We start from the raw sequence: 21,165 nt of genomic DNA on the forward strand, positions 1-21,165 counted from the left end.
AGCTTTAAAAAGTTTTTGGTAAAATAGGGTTATTAGATTGGAGAAACACATGTCTTTATTAGTATTTACTCTGTTGATGTTACTTCTTGGTTTCGTCGCAGGGGTATTTGGCTCAATTTTGGGTCTTGGGGGTGGAATTATTATCACGCCTATTATTACGACATTTTTTGGTGTTGATATTAAATATGCCATTGGGGCAAGTATTGTTGCCGTTATTGCAACAAGTTCTGGTGCGGCCATTTCTTATCTGAAAGATGATATGATTAATGTTCGTACCGCTATGTTTTTGGAAATATTTACCACAATTGGTGGTTTAGTTGGTGCAATTTTAGCAGGATTTTTTGATGCTACGATTTTAAATATTTTATTTGGTTGTCTTTTGATTTTCCAAGGCTACAATATGTGGCGGAAAATGCATAAAGGTGAGGAAGTTGTTCAAAAGGTTGAGTCAGATAAGATAGCTGAGAAGTTAAAATTAAACTCAAGCTATTACGATAAACAACTTGGCAAAGAAATTCCTTATCAAGTAGAAAAGGTTCCAGGTGGTGCTGCTGTAATGCTTGGTGCTGGTGTTGCGTCAGGTCTTTTGGGAATTGGTTCTGGGGTCTTTAAGGTCATGGCAATGGATTCAATGATGAAAATGCCTTTAAAAGCTTCAACAGCGACTTCAAATTTGATGATTGGGGTAACAGCAGCGGCTTCTGCAACGGTTTATTTTTTCAATGGCTATGTTAATCCAAGTTTAGCAGGTCCGCTTGCTATTGGGATTGTTGCCGGTGCAGCTTTGGGCTCAAAAATTATGCCTAAGTTACCAGCAAAAACAATTCGATTGATTTTCATTCCAGTTATTTTGATTATGGCATTGCAAATGTTGCTTAAAGGATTGGGGGTATCGCTCTAATGGTAAATAAAGAATTAACAAAAGAAGAGTTACTCAAAATAGAGCGAAATATCGGAAAAATTCTTAGGATTGGTGTATTTGTTAGTACTACAGTCATTATTATTGGAATTTTGATGTTTCTCCTAAGCGGCCATTCTGGTTATGCTGAAGGGGTTTGGCCAGATAAATTTAATGAAATTTTAAGTGGTTTAGTTGAATTTAAAGCATTGGCTTGGTTGATGACTGGATTATTCCTCTTAATTTTGACTCCTGTTTTGCGAGTAGTTGCTTCAATTGTGGCTTTTGCAAAAGAAGGAGATAAACTCTATGTGGCAATTACAACTTTGGTTTTGATTATATTAATTGTTGCAATGTTTGTAGGGCACGGAGGTGCTTAAATAGGGCGTCATAGCGGATTTTCAACTTGCATTTTTTCTATTAAACTGATATTATAGAAAAGTGTTATGACCCGCCGGGGAAGTGCCTTTATAGTAGTCGCTTTAGCGACTTACGTAAAAGGACAGCGTTATGACCCGTAGGGGAAGTGCCTTTGTAGTAGTCGCTTTAGCGACTTACGTAAAAGGACAAGGTTATGATCCGTAGGGGAAGTGGTGGAATGGCAGACACGCATGCTTCAGGTGCATGTGCGAGAAATCGCGTGAGGGTTCAAATCCCTTCTTCCCCATGATTAAGTGGACGGTTGGCTGGAAGCTGGCCGTTTTTTGCTCTTTTGAGCTTTTTGAGAGATGGAGAAATATGACTAGATTAACAAGAGAAGAACTAGAGAAAATCATTGATGAAAATCCTTTACGCTCTTTATCAAGCATTGGCGAAGAAACAGGAAATTCACGAGTGGCTATTGAAAAATGGTTGAAAACTTATCAATTGGATGAATATCGTAACCGAAAAATCAAACGGTTGCGGGGAGATAAAGCCCGTAAACGTCGTGATTACCAAAATTAGACGAAACAGATTTTATAAATCTGCTAAATAAAGGAGAAGAAATGTCAAAAATAGCATTTATTGGTACGGGTGTGATGGGAGCTGCAATGGCTGGCCATCTTATGGACGCTGGTCATGATTTAATTGTTTATAATCGGACAAAATCAAAAACGGACGGTCTTGTGGCACGTGGTGCAACTTATGCTGAAAATCCACAAAAGGCTGCGGCTCAAGCTGAGTTTGTGATTACAATTGTTGGTTATCCTAAGGACGTCCGCGAAGTTTATTTTGGTGCAGAAGGAATTTTCAAAAATGATTGTTCAGGAAAAGTTCTTATTGATATGACGACGACTGAGCCAACTTTAGCACAAGAAATTTATCAAGAAGCTAAAAAAGTTGGAGCTTTCGCACTTGATGCCCCTGTTTCTGGAGGAGATTTGGGTGCAAAAAATGCGACACTGACTATTATGGTTGGTGGTGATTCAGAAACTTATGAGAAAGCTTTGCCTTTATTTGAAAAAATGGGAAAAACTATTACTCATCAAGGGGCAGCTGGAAGTGGACAACACACCAAAATGGCTAACCAAATTTGTATTGCGGGTACAATGACTGGAATGACTGAGCTTCTAGCTTATGCCCAAAAGGCTGGTTTGGATTTGGATAAAGTTTTAAATACTGTTGGGGGAGGTTCTGGTGCTACTTGGTCTTTGGCTAATTACGGGCCTCGGATTCTCCGTGAAGATTATAGTGCCGGATTTTTTGTTAAGCATTTCATCAAAGACTTAGGGATTGCACTTTCTGAGGCAGAAAAAATGAATCTTGAGCTTCCTGCAACTAGAGGAGCAAAGGAACTCTATGGGCAATTAGCTGATAAAGGCTTTGAAAATGATGGGACTCAAGCTTTGATTAAACTTTGGTGGCCAAATGGACATCGTCCAGAATAAGAGAAATAGCGCAAAACAGCCTGAACATTTCAGGCTGTTTTTATAGATAAAAAAGTTGAAGTGATTGAAAAACTAAATATATTTTATAGATTTCACCCTAATTTATAAAGCGAAGTATCGTCACTTTACCAAATATGTTATAATTATTTTATAAAGTCTAAGAGTTTTAATGAAAGAAATAATTAGTAATTAATGAAATTTTAAGGAGGCTTGAGATGCACTATGATGACTTAGTGGATTTGCTTGTTGAAAAAATAAAAAGTCTTGATTATGTTAAAGATTTTCAACAAGCTGAAACAGCACTAATGGCTAATCAAGAACTTTTTAAAGCTCAAGAAGAAATGAAAGCTTTACAAAAAGAGGCTGTTTTATATCAAAAAATTGATAAAATACAGGCTTACAAAAAGACTTCACAGTCGGCTCAAGTCATTGAAAAACGGATTAAGCATCATCCTTTGGTAGAAGATTATGCTACAAAATTAGAGGATGTCAATGATTTAGTTCAATATATCACTGGTGAATTAGAAGAGAAAGTAAATCTTTTGTTGGAAACTGGTGAATAAAAAGTACTGACAAGAAATTCTGGCATAGGATAGGCCATGTAAGCTTGCTTATGGAGATGCTAGAATTTTTGTCAGTAAAAATATAATAAAAAAATACTGACAGAATTTCTGTTTTAGGATATTTAGTGTTAAATTTTCTTACGGATATGCTAAGAATTTCGTCAGTAAAATTTAGATGGGATAGGAAGAAAAAATGGCTGAAAAAATTTCACCAGGAATGCAACAATATTTAGACATCAAACAAGATTATCCCGATGCTTTCTTGCTCTTTCGGATGGGTGATTTTTATGAGCTTTTCTATGATGATGCAGTGAATGCTGCCCAAATATTAGAATTAACCCTGACTTCAAGAAATAAAAATTCAGAAAATCCAATTCCAATGGCTGGTGTTCCCCACCATGCAGCAGCTGAATACATTGATAAATTGGTTGATTTAGGCTACAAAGTGGCTGTTGCTGAACAAATGGAAGACCCGAAAAAAGCGGTCGGAATTGTTAAACGGGCAGTAACACAGGTGATTACCCCAGGGACAACGATTGACACTGCAAATTCGGTTGATAATAATTTCTTGGTGGCAATTGACTTCAAAGATAAACATTATGCTCTTTCCTATATGGACTTATCAACTGGGGAATTCAAGGTGACAGAGCTCAGCGAATTTTCAGCGGTAGTAGGAGAAATTGCTTCACTCAAGGCGCGGGAAATTGTAGCTGGTTTTACTTTAGATGAAAGTCAGTTAAAAGTTTTTGAAAGACAAATGAATCTTTTGATTTCAGAACAAATTGAAATTCCTGAAAATTTACTGATAGATTTGTCAGGATTGACCGCCTTAGAAAATCAAGTCGCTTCAAAATTGTTGGCTTATGTCAAAGAAACACAAATGCGTGATTTGAGTCACTTACAAGAAGTTGAACATTATGAAATTAAAGACTTTTTGCAAATGGACTTTGCGACAAAATCATCTTTAGAGCTGACGGCAAATAAAAGAGAAAATAAAAAACATGGCACACTTTATTGGTTGCTTGATGAGACGAAAACAGCGATGGGAACCAGAATGTTACGGTCGTGGATTGACCGTCCTTTGGTTTCAAATTCAGCCATTCAAAAACGAATGGAAATTGTTCAAATTTTCTTAGACCATTTCTTTGAGCGTTCCGATTTGATAGAAGCCTTAAAAGGGGTCTATGATTTAGAACGTTTGGCTTCACGTGTTTCTTTTGGTAAGGCTGTTCCGGTTGATTTTTTGCAGCTGGCTAATTCTTTATCAAATGTTCCTGCTATCAAAAATATTTTGGGAATGCTTAATGAAGCTCCATTAGAAGAGTTAAAAAGCCAATTAGACGAAATTCCAGAATTATCTGGTTTAATTAATTCAGCTATTAGTGAGAATGCCTCAAGAACGATTACTGAAGGGGGCATTATTAAAAAAGGCTACAATGCTCAATTAGATAAATATCGGGAGGCGCTTGAAAATGGGACTTCTTGGATTGCAAAATTGGAAGCAGATGAAAAAGCCAAGACAGGAATTTCCACACTGCGAATTGATTATAATCGTAAGGATGGTTATTATTTTCATATTACTCAAAGTCAGTTGAATAGTGTTCCTGAACATTTTTATCGGAAGGCAACTTTGAAAAATTCTGAGCGTTTTGGTTCTCAGGAATTAACTGAAATTGAAGAAATTATGTTGGAAGCGCGTGAAAAATCATCATCTCTAGAATATGATTTATTCATGGGCCTTCGGACTGAAACGGAGCAATATATTGGCAGACTACAAGCTCTAGCCAAAACAATTGCTGAAATTGACTGTTTACAAAGTCTATCTGTCGTTGCCGAAAAACAAGGATATATCCGTCCGACGCTTACAGACGGCTCAAGAATTGTTGAAATTAAAGGCGGTCGTCATGCGGTCGTTGAAGCGGTCATGGGTGCTCAAGAATATGTGCCAAATGATATTGAACTGCCTGAACAAACAGATATTCAACTCATCACAGGACCGAATATGTCAGGTAAATCAACCTACATGCGTCAATTTGCTTTGACGGTGATTATGGCTCAAATTGGATCTTTTGTTCCAGCAGAAACAGCCAATTTACCAATTTTTGATGCCATCTTTACACGGATTGGTGCCAGTGATAACTTGATTTCAGGGGAATCGACCTTTATGGTTGAAATGTCTGAGGCCAATCATGCCATTCAAAAGGCAAGCAGTCGCAGCCTGATTATTTTTGATGAATTAGGGCGAGGAACGGCAACTTATGATGGGATGGCTCTAGCTCAAGCAATTATTGAATATGTTCATGACCATATTGGGGCAAAGACCTTGTTTGCTACGCATTATCATGAATTGACAGACTTAGATGAAGCGCTCGATCATCTTGATAATGTCCATGTTGCTACCTTGGAGCAAAATGGGAATGTGACTTTTTTGCATAAAATAACAGAGGGACCAGCTGATAAATCCTATGGGATTCATGTGGCGAAAATTGCAGGTTTACCACAGCCTTTGTTAGAGCGAGCAGATTTGATTTTGCAGAAGTTAGAAAATAAACCTTTGCCTGCTAAAAAAGTTGCTGATGAACAAGAACAACTTAGTTTATTTGATTTTACCGAAAATTCTTCAGAAATTATTGAAAAGATAAAAAGGCAAAATGTTGATAATATGACTGCAAGAGAGGCTTTGAATTTCTTGTGGGAACTTAAAGATTCACTTTGAACTTGGTAGCGAGGCTTATTCTGTAAATAAGCTAAGAAAAAAGGCTATAATTACTTAAAAAGAGATTCATTGAAAGATGAATTGAGTAGAAGCTAACATAAAAAGGAGCTAAACATGGAAAATGAAAAAGAACTTAAAGGGCAAGAAATTCCAGAGACTCAAGTGGAGCCAACTGAAGAATTAAATTCTGAGAATCTTGCTTCTCAAGAAGAAACAACTAAGAGTGATATTAGTGAATGGAATGCCTCAGAGCCTGTACTTGATGAGCCAGTAGTTGCCAAGGCTGAAGTTTCAGAAGGTTTTGTAAGTGAACCAGTGATTGCAGAACCAGTAATTGCAGAACCAGTAATTGCTGCTAGTGAACCACTTGATTCAAAAGTCGAAGAGAAAACGAGCGAACAATCAGCTTATGCAGATATTCCTCAGAATCGTTCACTAGAAAATCAAGATGAAATTAAAACTAAATGGAACTGGGGCGCTTTTGCTTTAACTATGTGGTTTGGGATTGCCAATCGCGCTTATTTGGGACTTTTGATTCTACTTACTTTGGTACCGTGGGTAGGTTGGATTTTTGGGATTGTATGGATGATCGTTTTTGGTTTTAATGGCGAAAAATGGGCACTTGAAAATCGAGATAATAAATATCGTGATGAGGAAGAGTTCCGTAAGGTCATGGACGGTTGGAATCGAGCAGGTTTCGTTGCATTCATCATTGGAATTGTATTATTTGTGATTGCAATTTTGATTCTTATTTTCGTATTAGTCTTTGCTTTTAATAGCTATAATAATTTTGATAATAGTTACCGCAATTTTGGAAACTACTAATTAATGTAAAAATGATAGACAATTTTCATCTTGTCTATCATTTTTTGTCAGTAAAAAATGAAAAGCGAGCCCTTGCTTTTTGTGTTATAATTAGAATTAATTTAAAAAAACAAGAGAGCGAGATTATTGTGGGAAAAATTATTGAACTAAATGAAGCGCTCGCCAATCAAATTGCTGCTGGAGAGGTGGTTGAGCGGCCTGCTAGTGTTGTCAAAGAATTAGTCGAAAACTCAATTGATGCTGGAAGCAGTAAAATTATTATCAATGTTGAAGAAGCTGGTTTGCGATTAATTGAAGTCATTGATAATGGTTTGGGTTTGGAAAAAGAAGATGTGGCTTTGGCTTTACGTCGTCATGCAACAAGTAAAATCAAGGATTCGGCAGATTTGTTTCGGATTAGAACACTTGGTTTTCGGGGGGAGGCTCTGCCATCAATCGCTTCTGTCAGCCAGATGACCATTGAAACAAGTACGGCTGAGGAAGAATCAGGAACAAAACTAATTGCTAAAGGTGGAAATATCGAAACTTTAGAACCGCTTGCTAAGCGCGTGGGGACGAAAATTTCTGTTGCTAATCTTTTTTATAATACACCAGCAAGACTCAAGTATATCAAGTCCTTGCAGGCTGAACTTTCTCATATCACAGACATCATCAACCGATTGAGTCTGGCTCATCCAGAGATTTCCTTTACTTTAGTTAATGAGGGTAAAGAATTTTTGAAAACGGCTGGAAATGGTGATTTACGTCAGGTTATTGCTGCAATTTATGGCATAGGGACAGCGAAAAAAATGCGTCAAATCAAGGGCTCAGACTTAGATTTTGAACTAACAGGTTATGTCAGCATACCAGAGCTGACAAGGGCTAATCGTAATTATATTACGATTTTAATAAATGGTCGATTTATCAAAAACTTTTTATTGAATCGGGCAATTTTAGAAGGATATGGCAATCGATTGATGGTGGGACGGTTCCCTTTTGCTATTTTATCGATTAAAATTGACCCAACACTTGCTGATGTTAATGTTCATCCGACAAAACAAGAGGTGCGTTTGTCTAAAGAGCGTGAATTGATGGCTTTAATTTCTAAAGCAATTGATGAGGCTTTATCAGAAGGTGTTTTGATTCCAGAAGCTTTGGAAAATTTGCAAGGAAGAGCTAAAGAAAAGGAAGCTCTTTCTGTTCAAACGGAACTTCCTTTGCAAAATAATCCTTTATATTATGATAATGTTCGCCAAGATTTTTATGTCAGAGAAGAGGCAACTTTTAAAATCAATAAAAATCAGCCTTCAAATGATTCGTCTGAACAAACTTTTGATAATTTTACAGAAAATCAACTTAATACAGATGCTGTCAATGAAAAAATTACTGACAGAACTGTTGAAAGTACAACTGAAATTACTGACAACAGTCTAGAAAATACTGTCAGCAACTTTGAAATTGATTTTGATAATGAAGCAAAGATAAGTCAGTCATCAACTTTTCCGCAGCTTGAATACTTGGCACAATTGCATGCGACTTATTTACTTTGTCAGTCCAAAGAAGGACTTTATTTGGTTGACCAACATGCGGCTCAAGAGCGAATAAAATATGAGTATTGGAAAGATAAAATTGGTGAGGTCAGTATGGAGCAACAAATTTTACTTGCACCATATTTGTTCACTTTAGCCAAAAATGATTTTATTGTTTTAGCCGAGAAGAAAGATTTGTTGCATGAAGCCGGTGTTTTCTTAGAAGAATACGGAGAAAATCAATTCATTTTAAGAGAACATCCAATCTGGTTAAAAGAAACCGAGATAGAGAAATCAATTAATGAAATGATTGATATTATTCTCTCATCAAAAGAATTTTCACTCAAAAAATATCGTCATGATTTAGCTGCAATGGTTGCTTGCAAAAGTTCAATTAAAGCTAATCATCCCCTTGACGCCGAGTCAGCTAGAGCATTGCTTGCAGAATTAGCAACTTGTAAAAATCCTTATAGTTGTGCGCATGGACGGCCAACGATTGTTCATTTTTCAGGGGATGACATTCAAAAAATGTTCCGGAGAATCCAAGAAACGCATCGTTCAAAAGCAGCTTCGTGGAAAGATTTTGAGTAAAAAGTGACTAAACAGATTAATGACGAAGTTGGTCAGTAAAAAAATAGATAAAAACTACTGACAGACTTGAATAAGGAAGTTTGTCAATCAAAAATAGAAAAGTAAAAAGATGTTTGAATATCTTAATGGAAAATTAGTAAAAATTTCCCCAACAAATATTGTAATTGATGTAGCAGGAATTGGTTATCTTATCAGTGTAGCTAACCCTTACGCTTGGTCTGCTTTGATGAACACAGAAGTAAAAATTTATGTTCATCAAGTCATTCGTGAAGATGCCCACAGTCTCTATGGTTTTGTTAACGAGGCCGAAAAAGCTTTATTCTTACGTCTGATCAGTGTTTCTGGGATTGGGCCAAAATCAGCTCTGGCCATCATTGCGGCGGCTGATAACGAAGGTTTAATCACTGCTATTGACAATAGTGATATCAAGTATTTAACTAAATTTCCAGGAGTTGGTAAAAAAACAGCCATGCAGATGGTGCTTGATTTGGCTGGGAAATTTGATGCGACAGGAACTGTAGGTATTTCTCTTCTTGATGCTGGACCTGCTGGCAATCTTGCTTTGGAAGAAGCGATTGAAGCGCTGCAAGCTTTGGGTTATAAAGCAACAGAATTGAAGAAAATTGAGAAAAAATTAGCTCAAGAAACAGGTCTGACCAGCGAAGAATATATCAAATCAGCCTTAAAACTTATGATGAAATAAAAAAGTTTGAAGAAAGAACTGACAGACATCAAAAATAGTCATTCAAGTCTTTCTGTCAGTAAAATTTACTGACAGCTTCTCATAAGTCATCAAAAATCATCTCTAAAAGGAGAATTACAAGATAAGATGAACGATATATTAAACAAAGAGCCAATGGAAGAAGATTACGGTATTGAAAAATCTCTACGTCCGCAATTTTTTAATCAATATATTGGTCAAGATAAAGTCAAAGAACAATTAGAAATCTTTATTAAAGCAGCAAAAATGCGTGAAGAAGTTTTGGACCATGTATTACTTTTTGGTCCTCCGGGACTTGGTAAGACAACAATGGCATTTGTCATTGCCAATGAGTTGGGAGTTAATATTAAACAAACAGCGGGTCCTGCCATTGAAAAGCCAGGAGATTTAGTTGCGATTTTGAATGAATTGGAACCTGGCGATGTGCTATTTATTGATGAAATTCATCGGATGCCAATGCAAGTTGAAGAAGTTCTTTATAGCGCTATGGAAGATTTCTACATTGATATTATGCTTGGTTCTGGTGATGGTTCACGCTCGGTTCATTTAGATTTGCCGCCATTTACTCTAGTTGGGGCAACAACAAGAGCTGGAATGCTTTCGAATCCATTGCGTGCCCGTTTTGGAATTTCAAGTCATATGGAGTATTATCAAGAGCGTGATTTGGAAGAAATTGTTAAAAGAACAGCTGATATTTTTGAAGTCGAAGTTATTGATAATGCCGCTTTAGAGATTGCTTTACGTAGTCGAGGGACTCCGCGGATTGCCAATCGTTTACTTAAACGAGTGCGTGATTTTGCTCAAATAATGGGGGATGGCCGAGTGGATAAAGCAATTACCGATAAGGCCTTGTCTATTCTTGATGTTGATGCCGCTGGTTTGGACTATATTGACCAAAAAATTCTCCGCACAATGATTGAAATGTACCACGGTGGTCCTGTTGGGATTGGAACTTTGGCGGTAAACATTGCCGAAGACCGTGAAACGGTCGAGGATATGTATGAACCTTATTTGATTCAAAAAGGATTTTTGATGAGAACTAAACAGGGACGTAAGGTGACCCAAAGAGCCTATGAACACTTAGGTTACGTTTATAATGAAGAAGATTGACAGTTAGTATCTGTCAGTAAAAAAGTTTGTCAAAGCTTGACGGGCTTTTTTATATTACATAAATTCCTGCCGTTGTAACAATAATGAAAAAAGTATATAATATGACCATAAAGTTACGACTGGAGAGACAAGACAAATGGTTAATCAATACTATGGTTTAAAACTTCAAGAACTCTGTGAAGCTAAAGAAATCACGAAAAATGAAATTATCAAAAAAACAGGAATTCCTAAAAGTAGTCTCTCTCGTTTTTTTAGTGGAGAAGGTTATTTAAATCTTGATCAAATTGATGCTTTGCTTGAATTTCTTCACTTGGAACTTTCTGAATATGATTATTATCTCAATAATTTTAAACATAGTTTTTACGAAGAATTATTTAGTAAAATCGACCAAGCGGCAACGAATAATAATATTGAAGAACTAAAAGACATTGCCTGGCAATGTGAGCAAATTGGCGAACATTTGATTGCTCTTTGTGCCAAAGCACGCTTAGAAAAGTTGCCAGAAAACGAAGTGGTTGAGTTAAGTTCTTTTATTTTAGGAATTGAAATATTTAGTTTTTATGAACTTCTCATTTTGTCAGATACCATTGAGCAATTTTCGTCAGAAATGATAAAAGCAATTATTCAAGATTTGAGCCATCATCATCAAAGGTTAGCCAATCGCACACGTTATCGCAAAATTATTTGTCAAATCGCCTGTCGCGGAGCAGTGACTTGTATCCAAGAAGGGAAAGAAAAGGAAGCGCAAGAATGTCTGGCTCTGGTCAAAGCATATTGTCATGAAAAAGACGCATATTCTAGATTGATTTATCGCTTTACTAAAGGTTATTATTGTATTTTTTATGGTCAAGGCGAAGAACGACTTCTGGGAATTGATAGCATGAAAAAGGTCATCGAAATTTTTGATTGGGAAGGAAGTATAAATTTAGCAAAAACCTACCAAAAACTCTATGATAAATATGTGAAAAACTATAATTTTCCTCAATGGTTAAGTGATATTCTAGGAAAAGATTCAATTTGAATCTTTTTTTTGTGCTTTCGAAATCGGTGCTACAATAAAGTTAAGGAGACAAAAATAAAAACAAACGAGGAAAAACCAATGGACAAATTCGCAAGCTACTGAGCGCAGCCAAGAAAACAAAGTAAAAAATGAAAGGAAGCTCTCAACATGAGAAAAATATCATCAGCTTGATTCAGAAAAGATAATTTCTTTCTGAATTTGGGCAGAAAGAGGTAAATTATGAAAATGAATTTGAAAAAACAAATCTTTGTCTTATCAACTTTACTTGTTACGACAGGTGCGATAGGGGTAACTTCTGTATCTGCGACTCAAGTCATCTATGTAAAAACAAGTTCAGTTACTTACTATCTAAATAATGTTTCTACAGGAACAACGGATTATTATGATTATGTGAATATCCTTCATGGAGGTTCTTATACAACCACCACAAGTACAATTTACTACACGGTAGTAAATTCTGTCGGACAAAGTCAACCGGCAAAACAAGTAACTACTTATTATCATTATTGATGGAATAGGAGTAAGCTACCTCACTTACTCCTATTTAATGATTATTTTTGATTGAGAGGTGATTAAATGAAATACTTCAAATTTGAATTAAAAAAGTTTATTCTAAACAAAAGAAACAGATACTTATTAGCTTTGATTTCTTCCTTAATCATAGTTTATAGTGTATATAATACAATTTCTTTTACTAATATTTTTAAAAATAACATCACTAGCCTTGTTCAAGAGGTACAGACTAATGAAAAATCAGTTCAGGATAACATTGAAACTACTGAAGAAAGCCTAAAAACCACAAAAGTGAAGGCAGAAGATGATAATCTAAATAATACATTGAGTGACTTAAAGCAAAAAGATAACATCTATCAAAAACAAATCGCAGCTATAGGCGTCAATGACATTAATGAATATTATCATTTACAAAAAGAAATTGACCAGTTGTATTTTAAACAAAATGGTAACCAATCATCATCTGGTCAAGATAAATTCCTGAAAGCAGAAATTAAGTATATCAAGACAGTTCAAGAGAGAAAGTTAGATTTTGAAGCAATGCCTACCATGCAATCTCATGCTTTTGGAAATTTTCATCAGCAGTTCATTCCAATTTTAACGAGTAGTCTATTCATTGTCTTATTTGCTTCCATGGTTTCAATCCTTGTCGCCACTAGTTATGAATCAAAAGAAAACAGATTTTATCGATTTGCGGGAATTGATTTGCAGAAAAATTTAATTATAAAAGTTTTATCTGGAACTTTAGCGACCTTTGCTTGGATTATTATTTCTAGTATCATTTATTTTCTGGTAATTGGGGTGGTGAATGGTTTTGGAGCATGGAATTATCCCGCCTATCTTGGTGATTCGGATTTGAAAACAGGATTTACTTTGACTAATCTCACAATTCCAAATGGAATTTTGGATTTAGGAAGTATCCTCTATCTGTTTTTTGTCATCTTTTTCTTGGCTTCATTAGGTGCCTTGATTTCTGTTTTTGTAAAACGGAGTATGGTTGTTGTTGGGGTTATAGCTCTATTTGTCATGGGATATTCGATGATAGGAAATGTTTCTTGGATAATTTCAATTAGACGTTTTGTGCCACTTTCTTATCTTGAACCTCTAAAACTTTTTGGAAATCCTAGTGCTCTTTTTGGAAAATATTCTATATTAATCGGGGCTGGCTATCTACTTTCTTTAAGTGTATTATTTTTGCTCATTTCTGTCTTCATTATTAAAAATCAAAAAACAAGGAGAATCTCATGATATTAAAAATAAAAAATTTAAAGATACCAGACATTGCTCCGCTTAATTTTGAGATTTCTGAAAATGGTTTGTACGGTCTGATTGGACGAAATGGGATTGGGAAAAGTACACTTTTCGGCATTCTTTCAGGAGAAATTGGATTTTCTCAAGGAGAAATAGAAAATGGGCGTGTCGCTTATCTTCCCGATGTAGAATCTTTTGAAGAAAGTTTAAAAATGCATGATTATTTTAAAATTTTGAAAAATAGTGAACAGGATAGAGCAAGAGAGTTAAGTCTTACTTTTGGTGCAGATAAATTTGCGAAAAAGAGAATTGGCCAATTTTCTTTAGGAATGAAAGAGCTTTTTGCGACAATTTTATCATTTTCTATCGACTGTGATATTTTAATCATTGACGAGCTATTCAGTGGGCTTGACGTTTCCAAAAAAGTCCTAGTTTATGAAGAAGTGAAAAAAATCGCTCAAGAAAAAATTGTTTTATTAACCTCACACAATCTCAAGGAAATTGAACATTTCTGTGACCAAGCTTATCTATTGTCCGAAAAAGGACTGACTTTGGTGACAAATTTTGATGAAGCGGCAAAAGAAATCGGTTATATGGATGTATTTTTTTAGTGAAAGGGAATTAATGCGAAAGAATACTACATTATTTGGTTTATATATTTTCTAATAATTGTTTCCGATTAAGAGATAAGTCGAATGAAAGATAAGGAGAACTTATGTCAGTAATTACACCTGCCCCTCAACCTAAAAGTGATATTTTTCGGGAGGTTGAACAACTCCAAAATTCTTTTAAAAATAATGAAAGTAAAGTTTTGGTAGATAACAATAAAATTTATAAAAAATTGAAGGAAAAAAAGAAAAAAATTAAGCAGAAAGATTAGTTCGTCTGTCAGTAAAAAAGTTTGTCAAATTTTGGCAGACTTTTTCATTTTAGAATTCTGTCAGTAATATCTTGTGAAATAGGGTATAATAGAATAAATGCTCAAAATTAGTTAATTTATAAATGATATAAAGTAAGGAAGTCATGGAAAAGATTGTTTTTGTCTGTTTAGGAAATATTTGTCGTAGCCCAATGGCAGAATTTGTCATGAAAGATTTAGTTGAAAAGGCAGGAAATGAATCAAATTTTTTGATTGAAAGTCGAGCAACTTCTTCTTGGGAGCATGGAAATCCAATTCATTCTGGAACCCAAACAAAACTAAAAGAACAAAAGATTGCTTTTGACCTTCAAAAAGGAAGTCAAAAAATCAGTAGTGAAGATTTTTATGAATTTGATAAAATTATCGCAATGGATGAATCCAATTTAGAAAATCTTAGAAAAATGGCACCAGAAGGAACGAGTCAAAAAATCACGATGCTTTTAGAACAAGGTGTTCCAGATCCATGGTTCACGGGCGATTTCCAAGAAACTTATCAACTTGTTAAGACGGGTTGTCAAAGATTATTGGATGAAATTGTATAAAATATTTCAAATAAAATAAACCGATGTGAGAAAATCTCACATTAAAACTTGACTTTGCCAATAACAAGGTCTATAATGAAAGGCATGGAGGCGAGATTTGGTGAAAGAACGTGAATTAAGACGCTCTATGGCGGTACTTCCAATAGGAACTGTCATGAAACTCACTGACCTAAGCGCAAGGCAGATTCGTTATTACGAAGAGCAAGAGCTTATTTTCCCGGAGCGAAGTGACGGTAATCGTCGCATGTATTCGCTCAATGACATAGATGCTCTATTTGATATTGCTGACTTATTGAAAGAAGGTAATAATATTGCAGATATCAAAGAAATTTATGCCAAAAGGGATGCTAAGAAGGCTCAAACTTTATCTATCGGAGAAGTCCACCATGCACTTGAACGCGAATTTGCCCAACAAGGTAGATTCGGAACTCCTGATCCCACTCATTTTACCCAACCGCGGATGTAAGTTTAGTTTACTTTATTTGTCAACTAAGTTTACAGCGAAAATTTAACTAGGAGAGTAAAGCATGACAATCACAGCAGCAGACATTCGTCGCGACGTCAAAGAAAAGGATATTAAATTCTTGCGTTTGATGTTTACAGACATTCTTGGAACACTTAAAAACGTTGAAGTTCCAGCTACAGATGAACAATTGGACAAATTGTTTGAAAACAAAATGATGTTTGACGGTTCATCAATCGAAGGATTCGTTCGTATCAATGAATCAGACATGTATCTTTATCCAGACCTTGACACTTGGATTGTTTTTCCTTGGGGAGATGAGTATGGTAAAGTGGCAGGTGTAATTTGTGATGTTTACACTCCAGAAGGTGAACCTTTCGCTGGAGACCCACGCGGTGTCTTGAAACGTAACCTTAAATCAATGGAAAAATTGGGCTTCAAGAGCTTTAACCTTGGACCTGAACCAGAGTTCTTCCTTTTCAAACTTAATGAAAATGATGAACCAACACTTGAAGTGAATGATAAAGGTGGTTATTTTGACCTTGCACCAACTGACCTCGCTGGAAACACAAGACGTGAAATCGTAAATGTATTGACAGACCTTGGTTTTGAAGTTGAAGCTTCTCACCACGAAGTAGCAATCGGTCAACACGAAATTGACTTTAAATATGCCAATGCTTTGAAAGCTTGTGATAATATTCAAATCTTTAAGCTTGTTGTTAAAACAATTGCGCGTAAACATGGTTTACATGCAACGTTTATGGCAAAACCAGTTCACGGAATCAACGGTTCTGGGATGCATTGTAACATGTCTTTATTTACAGAAGATGGTGCCAATGCCTTTGCTGATCCAACAGGAGATATGGGACTTTCAGATGTTGCACATAGCTTTATTGCTGGACTTTTGAAACATGCTTATAACTTTACAGCAATTACAAACCCAACTGTTAACTCATATAAACGTTTGGTTCCTGGTTATGAAGCACCCGTTTATGTCGCTTGGGCTGGACGTAACAGATCGCCTTTGATTCGCGTACCTGCTTCACGTGGTTTGTCAACTCGTGTTGAACTTCGTGCGGTTGACCCAACAGCAAATCCATATCTTGCATTGGCTGTTCTATTGGCAGCTGGTCTTGACGGTGTTGAACATAAATTGGAAGCGCCAGAAGCAATCGAATCAAATATTTACGTAATGACAGAAGAAGAACGTAAAGCACATGGTATTACAGATTTGCCATCTACTTTGCACAATGCCGTTAAAGCATTGCGTGAAGATACAATTGTGACTGAAGCGCTTGGAGAACATGTTTTGGTTAACTTTGTTGAAGCAAAACGCATTGAATGGGCAAGCTATGCACAATTCGTATCGCAATGGGAAATTGATAACTATTTAGAACTTTATTAATTGATATAAAAAATCACTGACAAAGCCTGTCAGTGATTTTTTGGACCATTTAAATATTTTAGTTGTTTTCAGTAATTGTCAAAACGTTGAAGGCAGTTTTTCCGTCTTCGGCAATCAAGAATCCTTTGTGTTCAGCAACATAGTCAATAGCTGCTTGGAAATCAGCGAATTCTTTGACGATTGAGCAAGTGTTTGTGGCACCGACATAATTGTTTTCTGAGTCCTCGTAATAATTGATTCCTTTAAATTTAAATTTCATAATAAAAAGTCCTTTCTTTGTTATAGTTTTATTATAGCAAATGGCACTTATTTTTTACTGATAAAACTTTAAATCAAAGTTGAAATCACAAAAAGAGCCATATTTTTTGAAAAATTCACAAAGTCAGTGTAAACTTGAGATAGGTTTTATGAATTTAATGCGAGAAAGGAAGCGAATCTTAATACTTTTTACTAAAAGTAGATTTGCATAGGAAAATATGGAACTCAATGATTTGAAAGATTCACTGACTGCTTTAAAATATGGTGAAATTGCAACTGTCGCGATGATTGACCGAGGCGCATATGCTGAAATTGAAGAGTCTATTGAAGCGGAAAGTAAAGATCAAAAGATAAATTCTGGAATCTTTAAAGAGCTTGCTGCTACAGTTAAAGATGAAAACGAGGATTTAGTGGTAGTTGGTCGTTCAGATATTGATCAGGCACTGACTCCAGAAGATTTTTCGCGATTTATCGGTCAGATGACCAAGGAAAAACATATTATTTTTGTTGAGTGTCTCTATTTGGGAACAACAGAAATTAAAGGTTTTCTTAACAGCTTGAAAGAAAATAATCTTTTAGAAAATAGTAAATTGGTTCTGCTTGATTTGCCGCAATTAGAATACATGATGTTGCGAGACAGTTTAGCTGGACAATTTAAATTATAAAAAAAGTTACTGACAAAATTATCGCTCAGTCTGTAAGTTGCGTAAGCAAGCAGATAGGAGTGATAGAATTTTTGTCAGTAACTTTTTCTTATTGTTCACGGTTTTCTCTTTGATAAAGGCGAGAATTTTTCATAATATCTTTAAAAGTATTAATGATTGTTTCTTGATAAGCAGAATTTTTAATATTTTGGCGAGCCAAATCTAATACGGCTTGTTCGCGAGAGTTATCTAAAATAGTAATTTTTTGTGCTTGTTTTTCTTGGCTAATTTCTTGAACAATTGTCATACGTTTCTCAAGAAGCTGAACGATTTCTTGGTCCACTTGGTCAATGTTGTTCCGAAGTTCTTCTAGTTTATTCATGGTTTTTATTATATCAAAACTAATCTAAAATTTGCCTTTAAAAAATGATATAATGGATTATATTATTTTTGAGGAGCAACAAGATGAATAAAGAAGAAAAAATCGAAGGTTATGAGTTGCTTAATTTGCAACTAAAAGCGCTTCTTAGTGAACAAAATTATACACTTTCAAACTTAGCCAATGCAAGTAGTTTACTTTGGAGCTTTTTGCCTGAGCAAGTTTATACAGGTTTCTACCTCTACAATGGTGAAAAATTAATTTTAGGGCCATTTCAAGGGTCTGTGTCTTGCGTTGAAATTATAATGGGCAAAGGGGTTTGTGGGGAATCAGCTCAAAATCGCCAAACCATTATTGTTGAAAATGTAAAGAAACACAAAAATTATATTTCTTGTGACGGTCGAGCAATGTCTGAAATTGTTGTTCCAATGGTTAAAGATGGTAAATTAGTTGGGGTTCTTGACTTAGACAGTTCAGAAATTGGTTTTTACGATGAAATCGACCAAAAATATCTTGAAGAATTTGCTAACATTTTATGTGAAATGACTGATTTTAAATTTTTTGAAGTAGGTTAAATCAAAATTTTAAAGGGTATCGGAGAAAAAAATGAGTGAAATAGTAAAAAAATTTATTGCTGACCGTTTTGGGAAAAAAGAAGGAACATCTGTAAATCCAGGTAATATTGGAGATGTTCGTGAATTTGCGCAAGAATTAGGAAGTTTTCTCTATCAATTACATCGGCTACCAACAACAGATGCAAAGTCACCTAGTTTTGAAAATGCTTTTGCTGGTTCTGATTTGATTTTCTTTGAAGCTGAGATGATAGAACTTTTGAAAGTCTATCAAAAAGTTGTTCCTGCTGACCTTTTGCAAGAAAAATTTGATTTTGCAGCAAAAACAAAATGGTCCAAGAAACCTGTTTGGGTTTTGGGAGAATTGCTTACGCAAAATTTAAAAGTTACTGACGGAAAGTTAGTTAACGTCAAAATTACTGACAAAGCTGTTATTGGTGATCCAGCTTTTGATTTAGCAATTGCTTGGACGATTTTTGATGAAAAAGCACGTAAAATATTTTTTGCGGCAACCGAAGCAGATGAGGCAACGATTAATCGAGCAAGAATGTTCGCCCTCAGACAGGCCCTCAGAAATTATCAATCACAAGATATTGATGAATTGATTCAATCACGTGATGCTTCAACTGAAATTTTAAAAGACTTAAACTATAGTCTTGGGCAAGATTTCTATTGAAACAAGCGGATATGAAAAGAATACTAAGTAAAAAATTGGAAGAGAAAAATGGCATATCAAGCATTATATAGAAAATATCGAAGTCAAAGATTTGATGAAATGGTGGGGCAAGAAGTTGTAGCAACAACATTAAAAAATGCGATTGTCAATCATCAAATTTCACATGCTTATCTTTTTTCTGGTCCAAGAGGGACAGGGAAAACCTCAGCAGCTAAAATTTTTGCTAAGGCAATAAATTGTCCTAATCAAGTGGATGGAGAGCCCTGCAATAATTGCTTTATTTGTGACTCAATCACCAAAGGAAGCTTAGATGATGTCATTGAACTTGATGCGGCATCAAATAATGGGGTTGACGAAATTCGAGAAATTCGAGATAAATCAACTTACGCAGCTAGTCAAGCCACTTACAAGGTTTATATTATTGATGAAGTGCATATGCTTTCAACAGGGGCTTTTAATGCACTTTTGAAAACACTAGAAGAACCTACAGAAAATGTTGTTTTCGTCCTGGCTACTACTGAATTACAAAAAATTCCAGCAACCATTATCTCGCGTGTTCAACGTTTTGCTTTTAAATCAATCACAACAGGAGATATTCGGACTTATTTAGCAAAAATAATGGCTGATGAAGGACTTGAATTCGACGGTAAAGCACTCGATGTTATTGCTAAAGCAGCTGAAGGTGGAATGCGTGATGCCCTCTCTTTATTAGACCAAGCCTTATCGTTTTCATCAGGAAAATTAGAAGAAAATGATGCACTACTTGTCACAGGGTCGATTGCTGCAGATGCTTTAGTAACATATGTTGCAGCACTTTTTGAGCATGATGAAGCAAAAGCGCTGACGGAACTTGATAAGATTTTTGCTGAAGGAAAAAATATGCTTCGATTTACGGAAGATTTATTAGCATACCTTCGGGATTTACTCTTGGATAAAAATTCTCAGTATGACCGGGGTCAAATTTTTTCATGGATTGATGTTGCAATTGAAAGTTTGAAAACGATAAAGGAAACGACTCAAACAAAAATTGCGGCAGACGTCATGACCATGCGTTTGGCTGAAATTGGACAAAATAATTTACTGACAGCTTCGCAAGGAGAAATCCCTAATCAGCTGACAGCCGAAATTGCTACTTTAAAAACCGAAATTAATCAATTGAAAGCTCAAATTTCAGCTGGTCAAATTCAGGTAAATTCAGATTCACAAAATAATTTACTGACAGAAAAAGTTAAAGGCAGTCCGAAACCAATAGCATCTAAAAAACGCCAAATTAACAAAGATTTAATTTATAAAGCTTTGGCTGAGGCGACAAATGAAGCTAGAAAAGCTGCTCTAAGTGCGTGGCCAGAACTTGTTGCTTCGGTAACTAAACCGGCAGACCGAGCTTTACTTAATAATACAGCCCCTGTCGCTGCGTCAGAAAATTTCCTTGTGGTGACTTTTCCTCATGAGAATCTTGCTAAAAGAGTCAGTGAAAATGAAGAATTGCAACTTTTTTGTGGGAATCTCTTGAGTTCAATTGTTGGATTTGCGCCAGAAATTATCTCTCTTGCTGAACAAGACTGGCAAGAAGTTCGAGCAGAATATGTTTCTAATTTAAAATCTGAAAATGTTCAGGAAGATGAAGAAGATGAAAAAGAGCCGGATGAAACGGTAAACTTAGCTAAAGAACTCTTTGGTGAAAAAGTAGTTGAAATTAATGATTAAACTAATAAAAAAGCC

General features: G+C 35.5%; 24 protein-coding genes and 1 tRNA gene. 23 read left to right on the forward strand and 2 right to left on the reverse strand.

Annotated elements, in window-relative coordinates:
* Nucleotides 1-49 precede the first annotated feature (49 nt).
* From IAE51_RS10550 to glnA, 19 genes are all read left to right on the forward strand, one after another.
* The gene (locus IAE51_RS10550; RefSeq protein ID WP_021463283.1) at nt 50-901 is read left to right on the forward strand and encodes a sulfite exporter TauE/SafE family protein; all 852 of its coding nucleotides are present in this window, start codon (nt 50-52) and stop codon (nt 899-901) included.
* A complete protein-coding gene (locus IAE51_RS10555; RefSeq protein WP_003132003.1) occupies nt 901-1,278 on the forward strand; it encodes a DUF1634 domain-containing protein in 378 nt (125 codons plus the stop codon). Before IAE51_RS10550 ends, IAE51_RS10555 begins: the two co-directional genes overlap by 1 nt.
* Before the next feature lie 204 nt (nt 1,279-1,482).
* Nucleotides 1,483-1,565 (forward strand) — tRNA-Leu (locus tag IAE51_RS10560).
* Between the two features lie 71 nt (nt 1,566-1,636).
* Complete coding sequence (locus tag IAE51_RS10565) at nt 1,637-1,843, forward strand: hypothetical protein (protein WP_003132002.1); 207 nt, start codon at nt 1,637-1,639, stop codon at nt 1,841-1,843.
* A 41-nt stretch (nt 1,844-1,884) separates the two neighbouring features.
* Entirely contained in the window at nt 1,885-2,766 is an 882-nt protein-coding gene (locus tag IAE51_RS10570; RefSeq protein WP_200095373.1) for an NAD(P)-dependent oxidoreductase, read from the forward strand.
* A 215-nt stretch (nt 2,767-2,981) separates the two neighbouring features.
* Entirely contained in the window at nt 2,982-3,329 is a 348-nt protein-coding gene (locus tag IAE51_RS10575) for a RicAFT regulatory complex protein RicA family protein (protein WP_012898702.1), read from the forward strand.
* Nucleotides 3,330-3,522: 193 nt separating this feature from the next.
* Complete coding sequence (gene mutS / locus IAE51_RS10580) at nt 3,523-6,045, forward strand: DNA mismatch repair protein MutS (RefSeq protein WP_012898701.1); 2,523 nt, start codon at nt 3,523-3,525, stop codon at nt 6,043-6,045.
* Between the two features lie 114 nt (nt 6,046-6,159).
* Nucleotides 6,160-6,870: a hypothetical protein gene (locus IAE51_RS10585; protein WP_200095375.1), complete on the forward strand. Its 711-nt coding sequence runs from the start codon at nt 6,160-6,162 to the stop codon at nt 6,868-6,870.
* A gap of 128 nt (nt 6,871-6,998) precedes the next feature.
* Complete coding sequence (mutL, locus tag IAE51_RS10590; RefSeq protein ID WP_012898699.1) at nt 6,999-8,969, forward strand: DNA mismatch repair endonuclease MutL; 1,971 nt, start codon at nt 6,999-7,001, stop codon at nt 8,967-8,969.
* A 109-nt stretch (nt 8,970-9,078) separates the two neighbouring features.
* The gene (gene ruvA, locus IAE51_RS10595) at nt 9,079-9,672 is read left to right on the forward strand and encodes a Holliday junction branch migration protein RuvA (RefSeq protein ID WP_003131995.1); all 594 of its coding nucleotides are present in this window, start codon (nt 9,079-9,081) and stop codon (nt 9,670-9,672) included.
* A 126-nt stretch (nt 9,673-9,798) separates the two neighbouring features.
* Nucleotides 9,799-10,800, forward strand: a complete 1,002-nt coding sequence (gene ruvB, locus IAE51_RS10600) for a Holliday junction branch migration DNA helicase RuvB (RefSeq protein WP_003131994.1) — start codon at nt 9,799-9,801, stop codon at nt 10,798-10,800.
* Between the two features lie 136 nt (nt 10,801-10,936).
* Nucleotides 10,937-11,821: an XRE/MutR family transcriptional regulator gene (locus IAE51_RS10605; protein WP_058203823.1), complete on the forward strand. Its 885-nt coding sequence runs from the start codon at nt 10,937-10,939 to the stop codon at nt 11,819-11,821.
* Nucleotides 11,822-12,046: 225 nt separating this feature from the next.
* Entirely contained in the window at nt 12,047-12,331 is a 285-nt protein-coding gene (locus tag IAE51_RS10610; RefSeq protein WP_233611062.1) for a hypothetical protein, read from the forward strand.
* Between the two features lie 66 nt (nt 12,332-12,397).
* Nucleotides 12,398-13,582, forward strand: coding sequence for an ABC transporter permease (locus IAE51_RS10615; protein ID WP_014570851.1), 1,185 nt, complete (start codon nt 12,398-12,400; stop codon nt 13,580-13,582).
* Nucleotides 13,579-14,196, forward strand: a complete 618-nt coding sequence (locus tag IAE51_RS10620) for an AAA family ATPase (protein ID WP_012898695.1) — start codon at nt 13,579-13,581, stop codon at nt 14,194-14,196. Before IAE51_RS10615 ends, IAE51_RS10620 begins: the two co-directional genes overlap by 4 nt.
* A 104-nt stretch (nt 14,197-14,300) precedes the next feature.
* Nucleotides 14,301-14,465, forward strand: a complete 165-nt coding sequence (locus tag IAE51_RS10625) for a hypothetical protein (protein ID WP_003131988.1) — start codon at nt 14,301-14,303, stop codon at nt 14,463-14,465.
* A 143-nt stretch (nt 14,466-14,608) separates the two neighbouring features.
* Nucleotides 14,609-15,046, forward strand: a complete 438-nt coding sequence (locus IAE51_RS10630) for a low molecular weight protein-tyrosine-phosphatase (protein WP_058211770.1) — start codon at nt 14,609-14,611, stop codon at nt 15,044-15,046.
* Nucleotides 15,047-15,146: 100 nt separating this feature from the next.
* The gene (locus IAE51_RS10635) at nt 15,147-15,512 is read left to right on the forward strand and encodes a MerR family transcriptional regulator (RefSeq protein ID WP_200095379.1); all 366 of its coding nucleotides are present in this window, start codon (nt 15,147-15,149) and stop codon (nt 15,510-15,512) included.
* A gap of 61 nt (nt 15,513-15,573) precedes the next feature.
* Nucleotides 15,574-16,914, forward strand: a complete 1,341-nt coding sequence (gene glnA, locus IAE51_RS10640; protein WP_003131984.1) for a type I glutamate--ammonia ligase — start codon at nt 15,574-15,576, stop codon at nt 16,912-16,914.
* A gap of 58 nt (nt 16,915-16,972) precedes the next feature.
* Here the strand turns inward: glnA and IAE51_RS10645 are convergent, their stop codons facing one another.
* Entirely contained in the window at nt 16,973-17,173 is a 201-nt protein-coding gene (locus tag IAE51_RS10645) for a hypothetical protein (protein ID WP_003131983.1), read from the reverse strand.
* Between the two features lie 217 nt (nt 17,174-17,390).
* Here IAE51_RS10645 and IAE51_RS10650 point away from each other — a divergent pair, with 217 nt between their 5' ends.
* The gene (locus IAE51_RS10650) at nt 17,391-17,837 is read left to right on the forward strand and encodes a hypothetical protein (RefSeq protein WP_003131961.1); all 447 of its coding nucleotides are present in this window, start codon (nt 17,391-17,393) and stop codon (nt 17,835-17,837) included.
* An 88-nt stretch (nt 17,838-17,925) separates the two neighbouring features.
* Here the strand turns inward: IAE51_RS10650 and IAE51_RS10655 are convergent, their stop codons facing one another.
* Nucleotides 17,926-18,198 (reverse strand): chorismate mutase, encoded by a 273-nt coding sequence (locus tag IAE51_RS10655; protein WP_003131960.1) that lies wholly within the window; start codon nt 18,196-18,198, stop codon nt 17,926-17,928.
* Between the two features lie 83 nt (nt 18,199-18,281).
* On the opposite strand from IAE51_RS10655, the gene IAE51_RS10660 reads away from it, so the two are divergent.
* Genes IAE51_RS10660 through dnaX form a run of 3 tightly spaced genes read left to right on the forward strand, consistent with a single transcriptional unit; the run spans nt 18,282 to nt 21,150 of the window.
* Nucleotides 18,282-18,770, forward strand: a complete 489-nt coding sequence (locus tag IAE51_RS10660) for a GAF domain-containing protein (RefSeq protein ID WP_003131959.1) — start codon at nt 18,282-18,284, stop codon at nt 18,768-18,770.
* A gap of 31 nt (nt 18,771-18,801) precedes the next feature.
* Complete coding sequence (locus IAE51_RS10665; protein WP_200095380.1) at nt 18,802-19,443, forward strand: phosphotransferase; 642 nt, start codon at nt 18,802-18,804, stop codon at nt 19,441-19,443.
* A gap of 48 nt (nt 19,444-19,491) precedes the next feature.
* On the forward strand, nt 19,492-21,150 hold the full coding sequence (gene dnaX, locus IAE51_RS10670) for a DNA polymerase III subunit gamma/tau (RefSeq protein ID WP_058207022.1): 1,659 nt from the start codon (nt 19,492-19,494) through the stop codon (nt 21,148-21,150).
* The last annotated feature ends 15 nt before the right edge of the window (nt 21,151-21,165 follow it).

The sequence above is a fragment of the Lactococcus sp. S64 genome (assembly GCF_016516525.1).
Lineage (GTDB): Bacteria > Bacillota > Bacilli > Lactobacillales > Streptococcaceae > Lactococcus > Lactococcus lactis.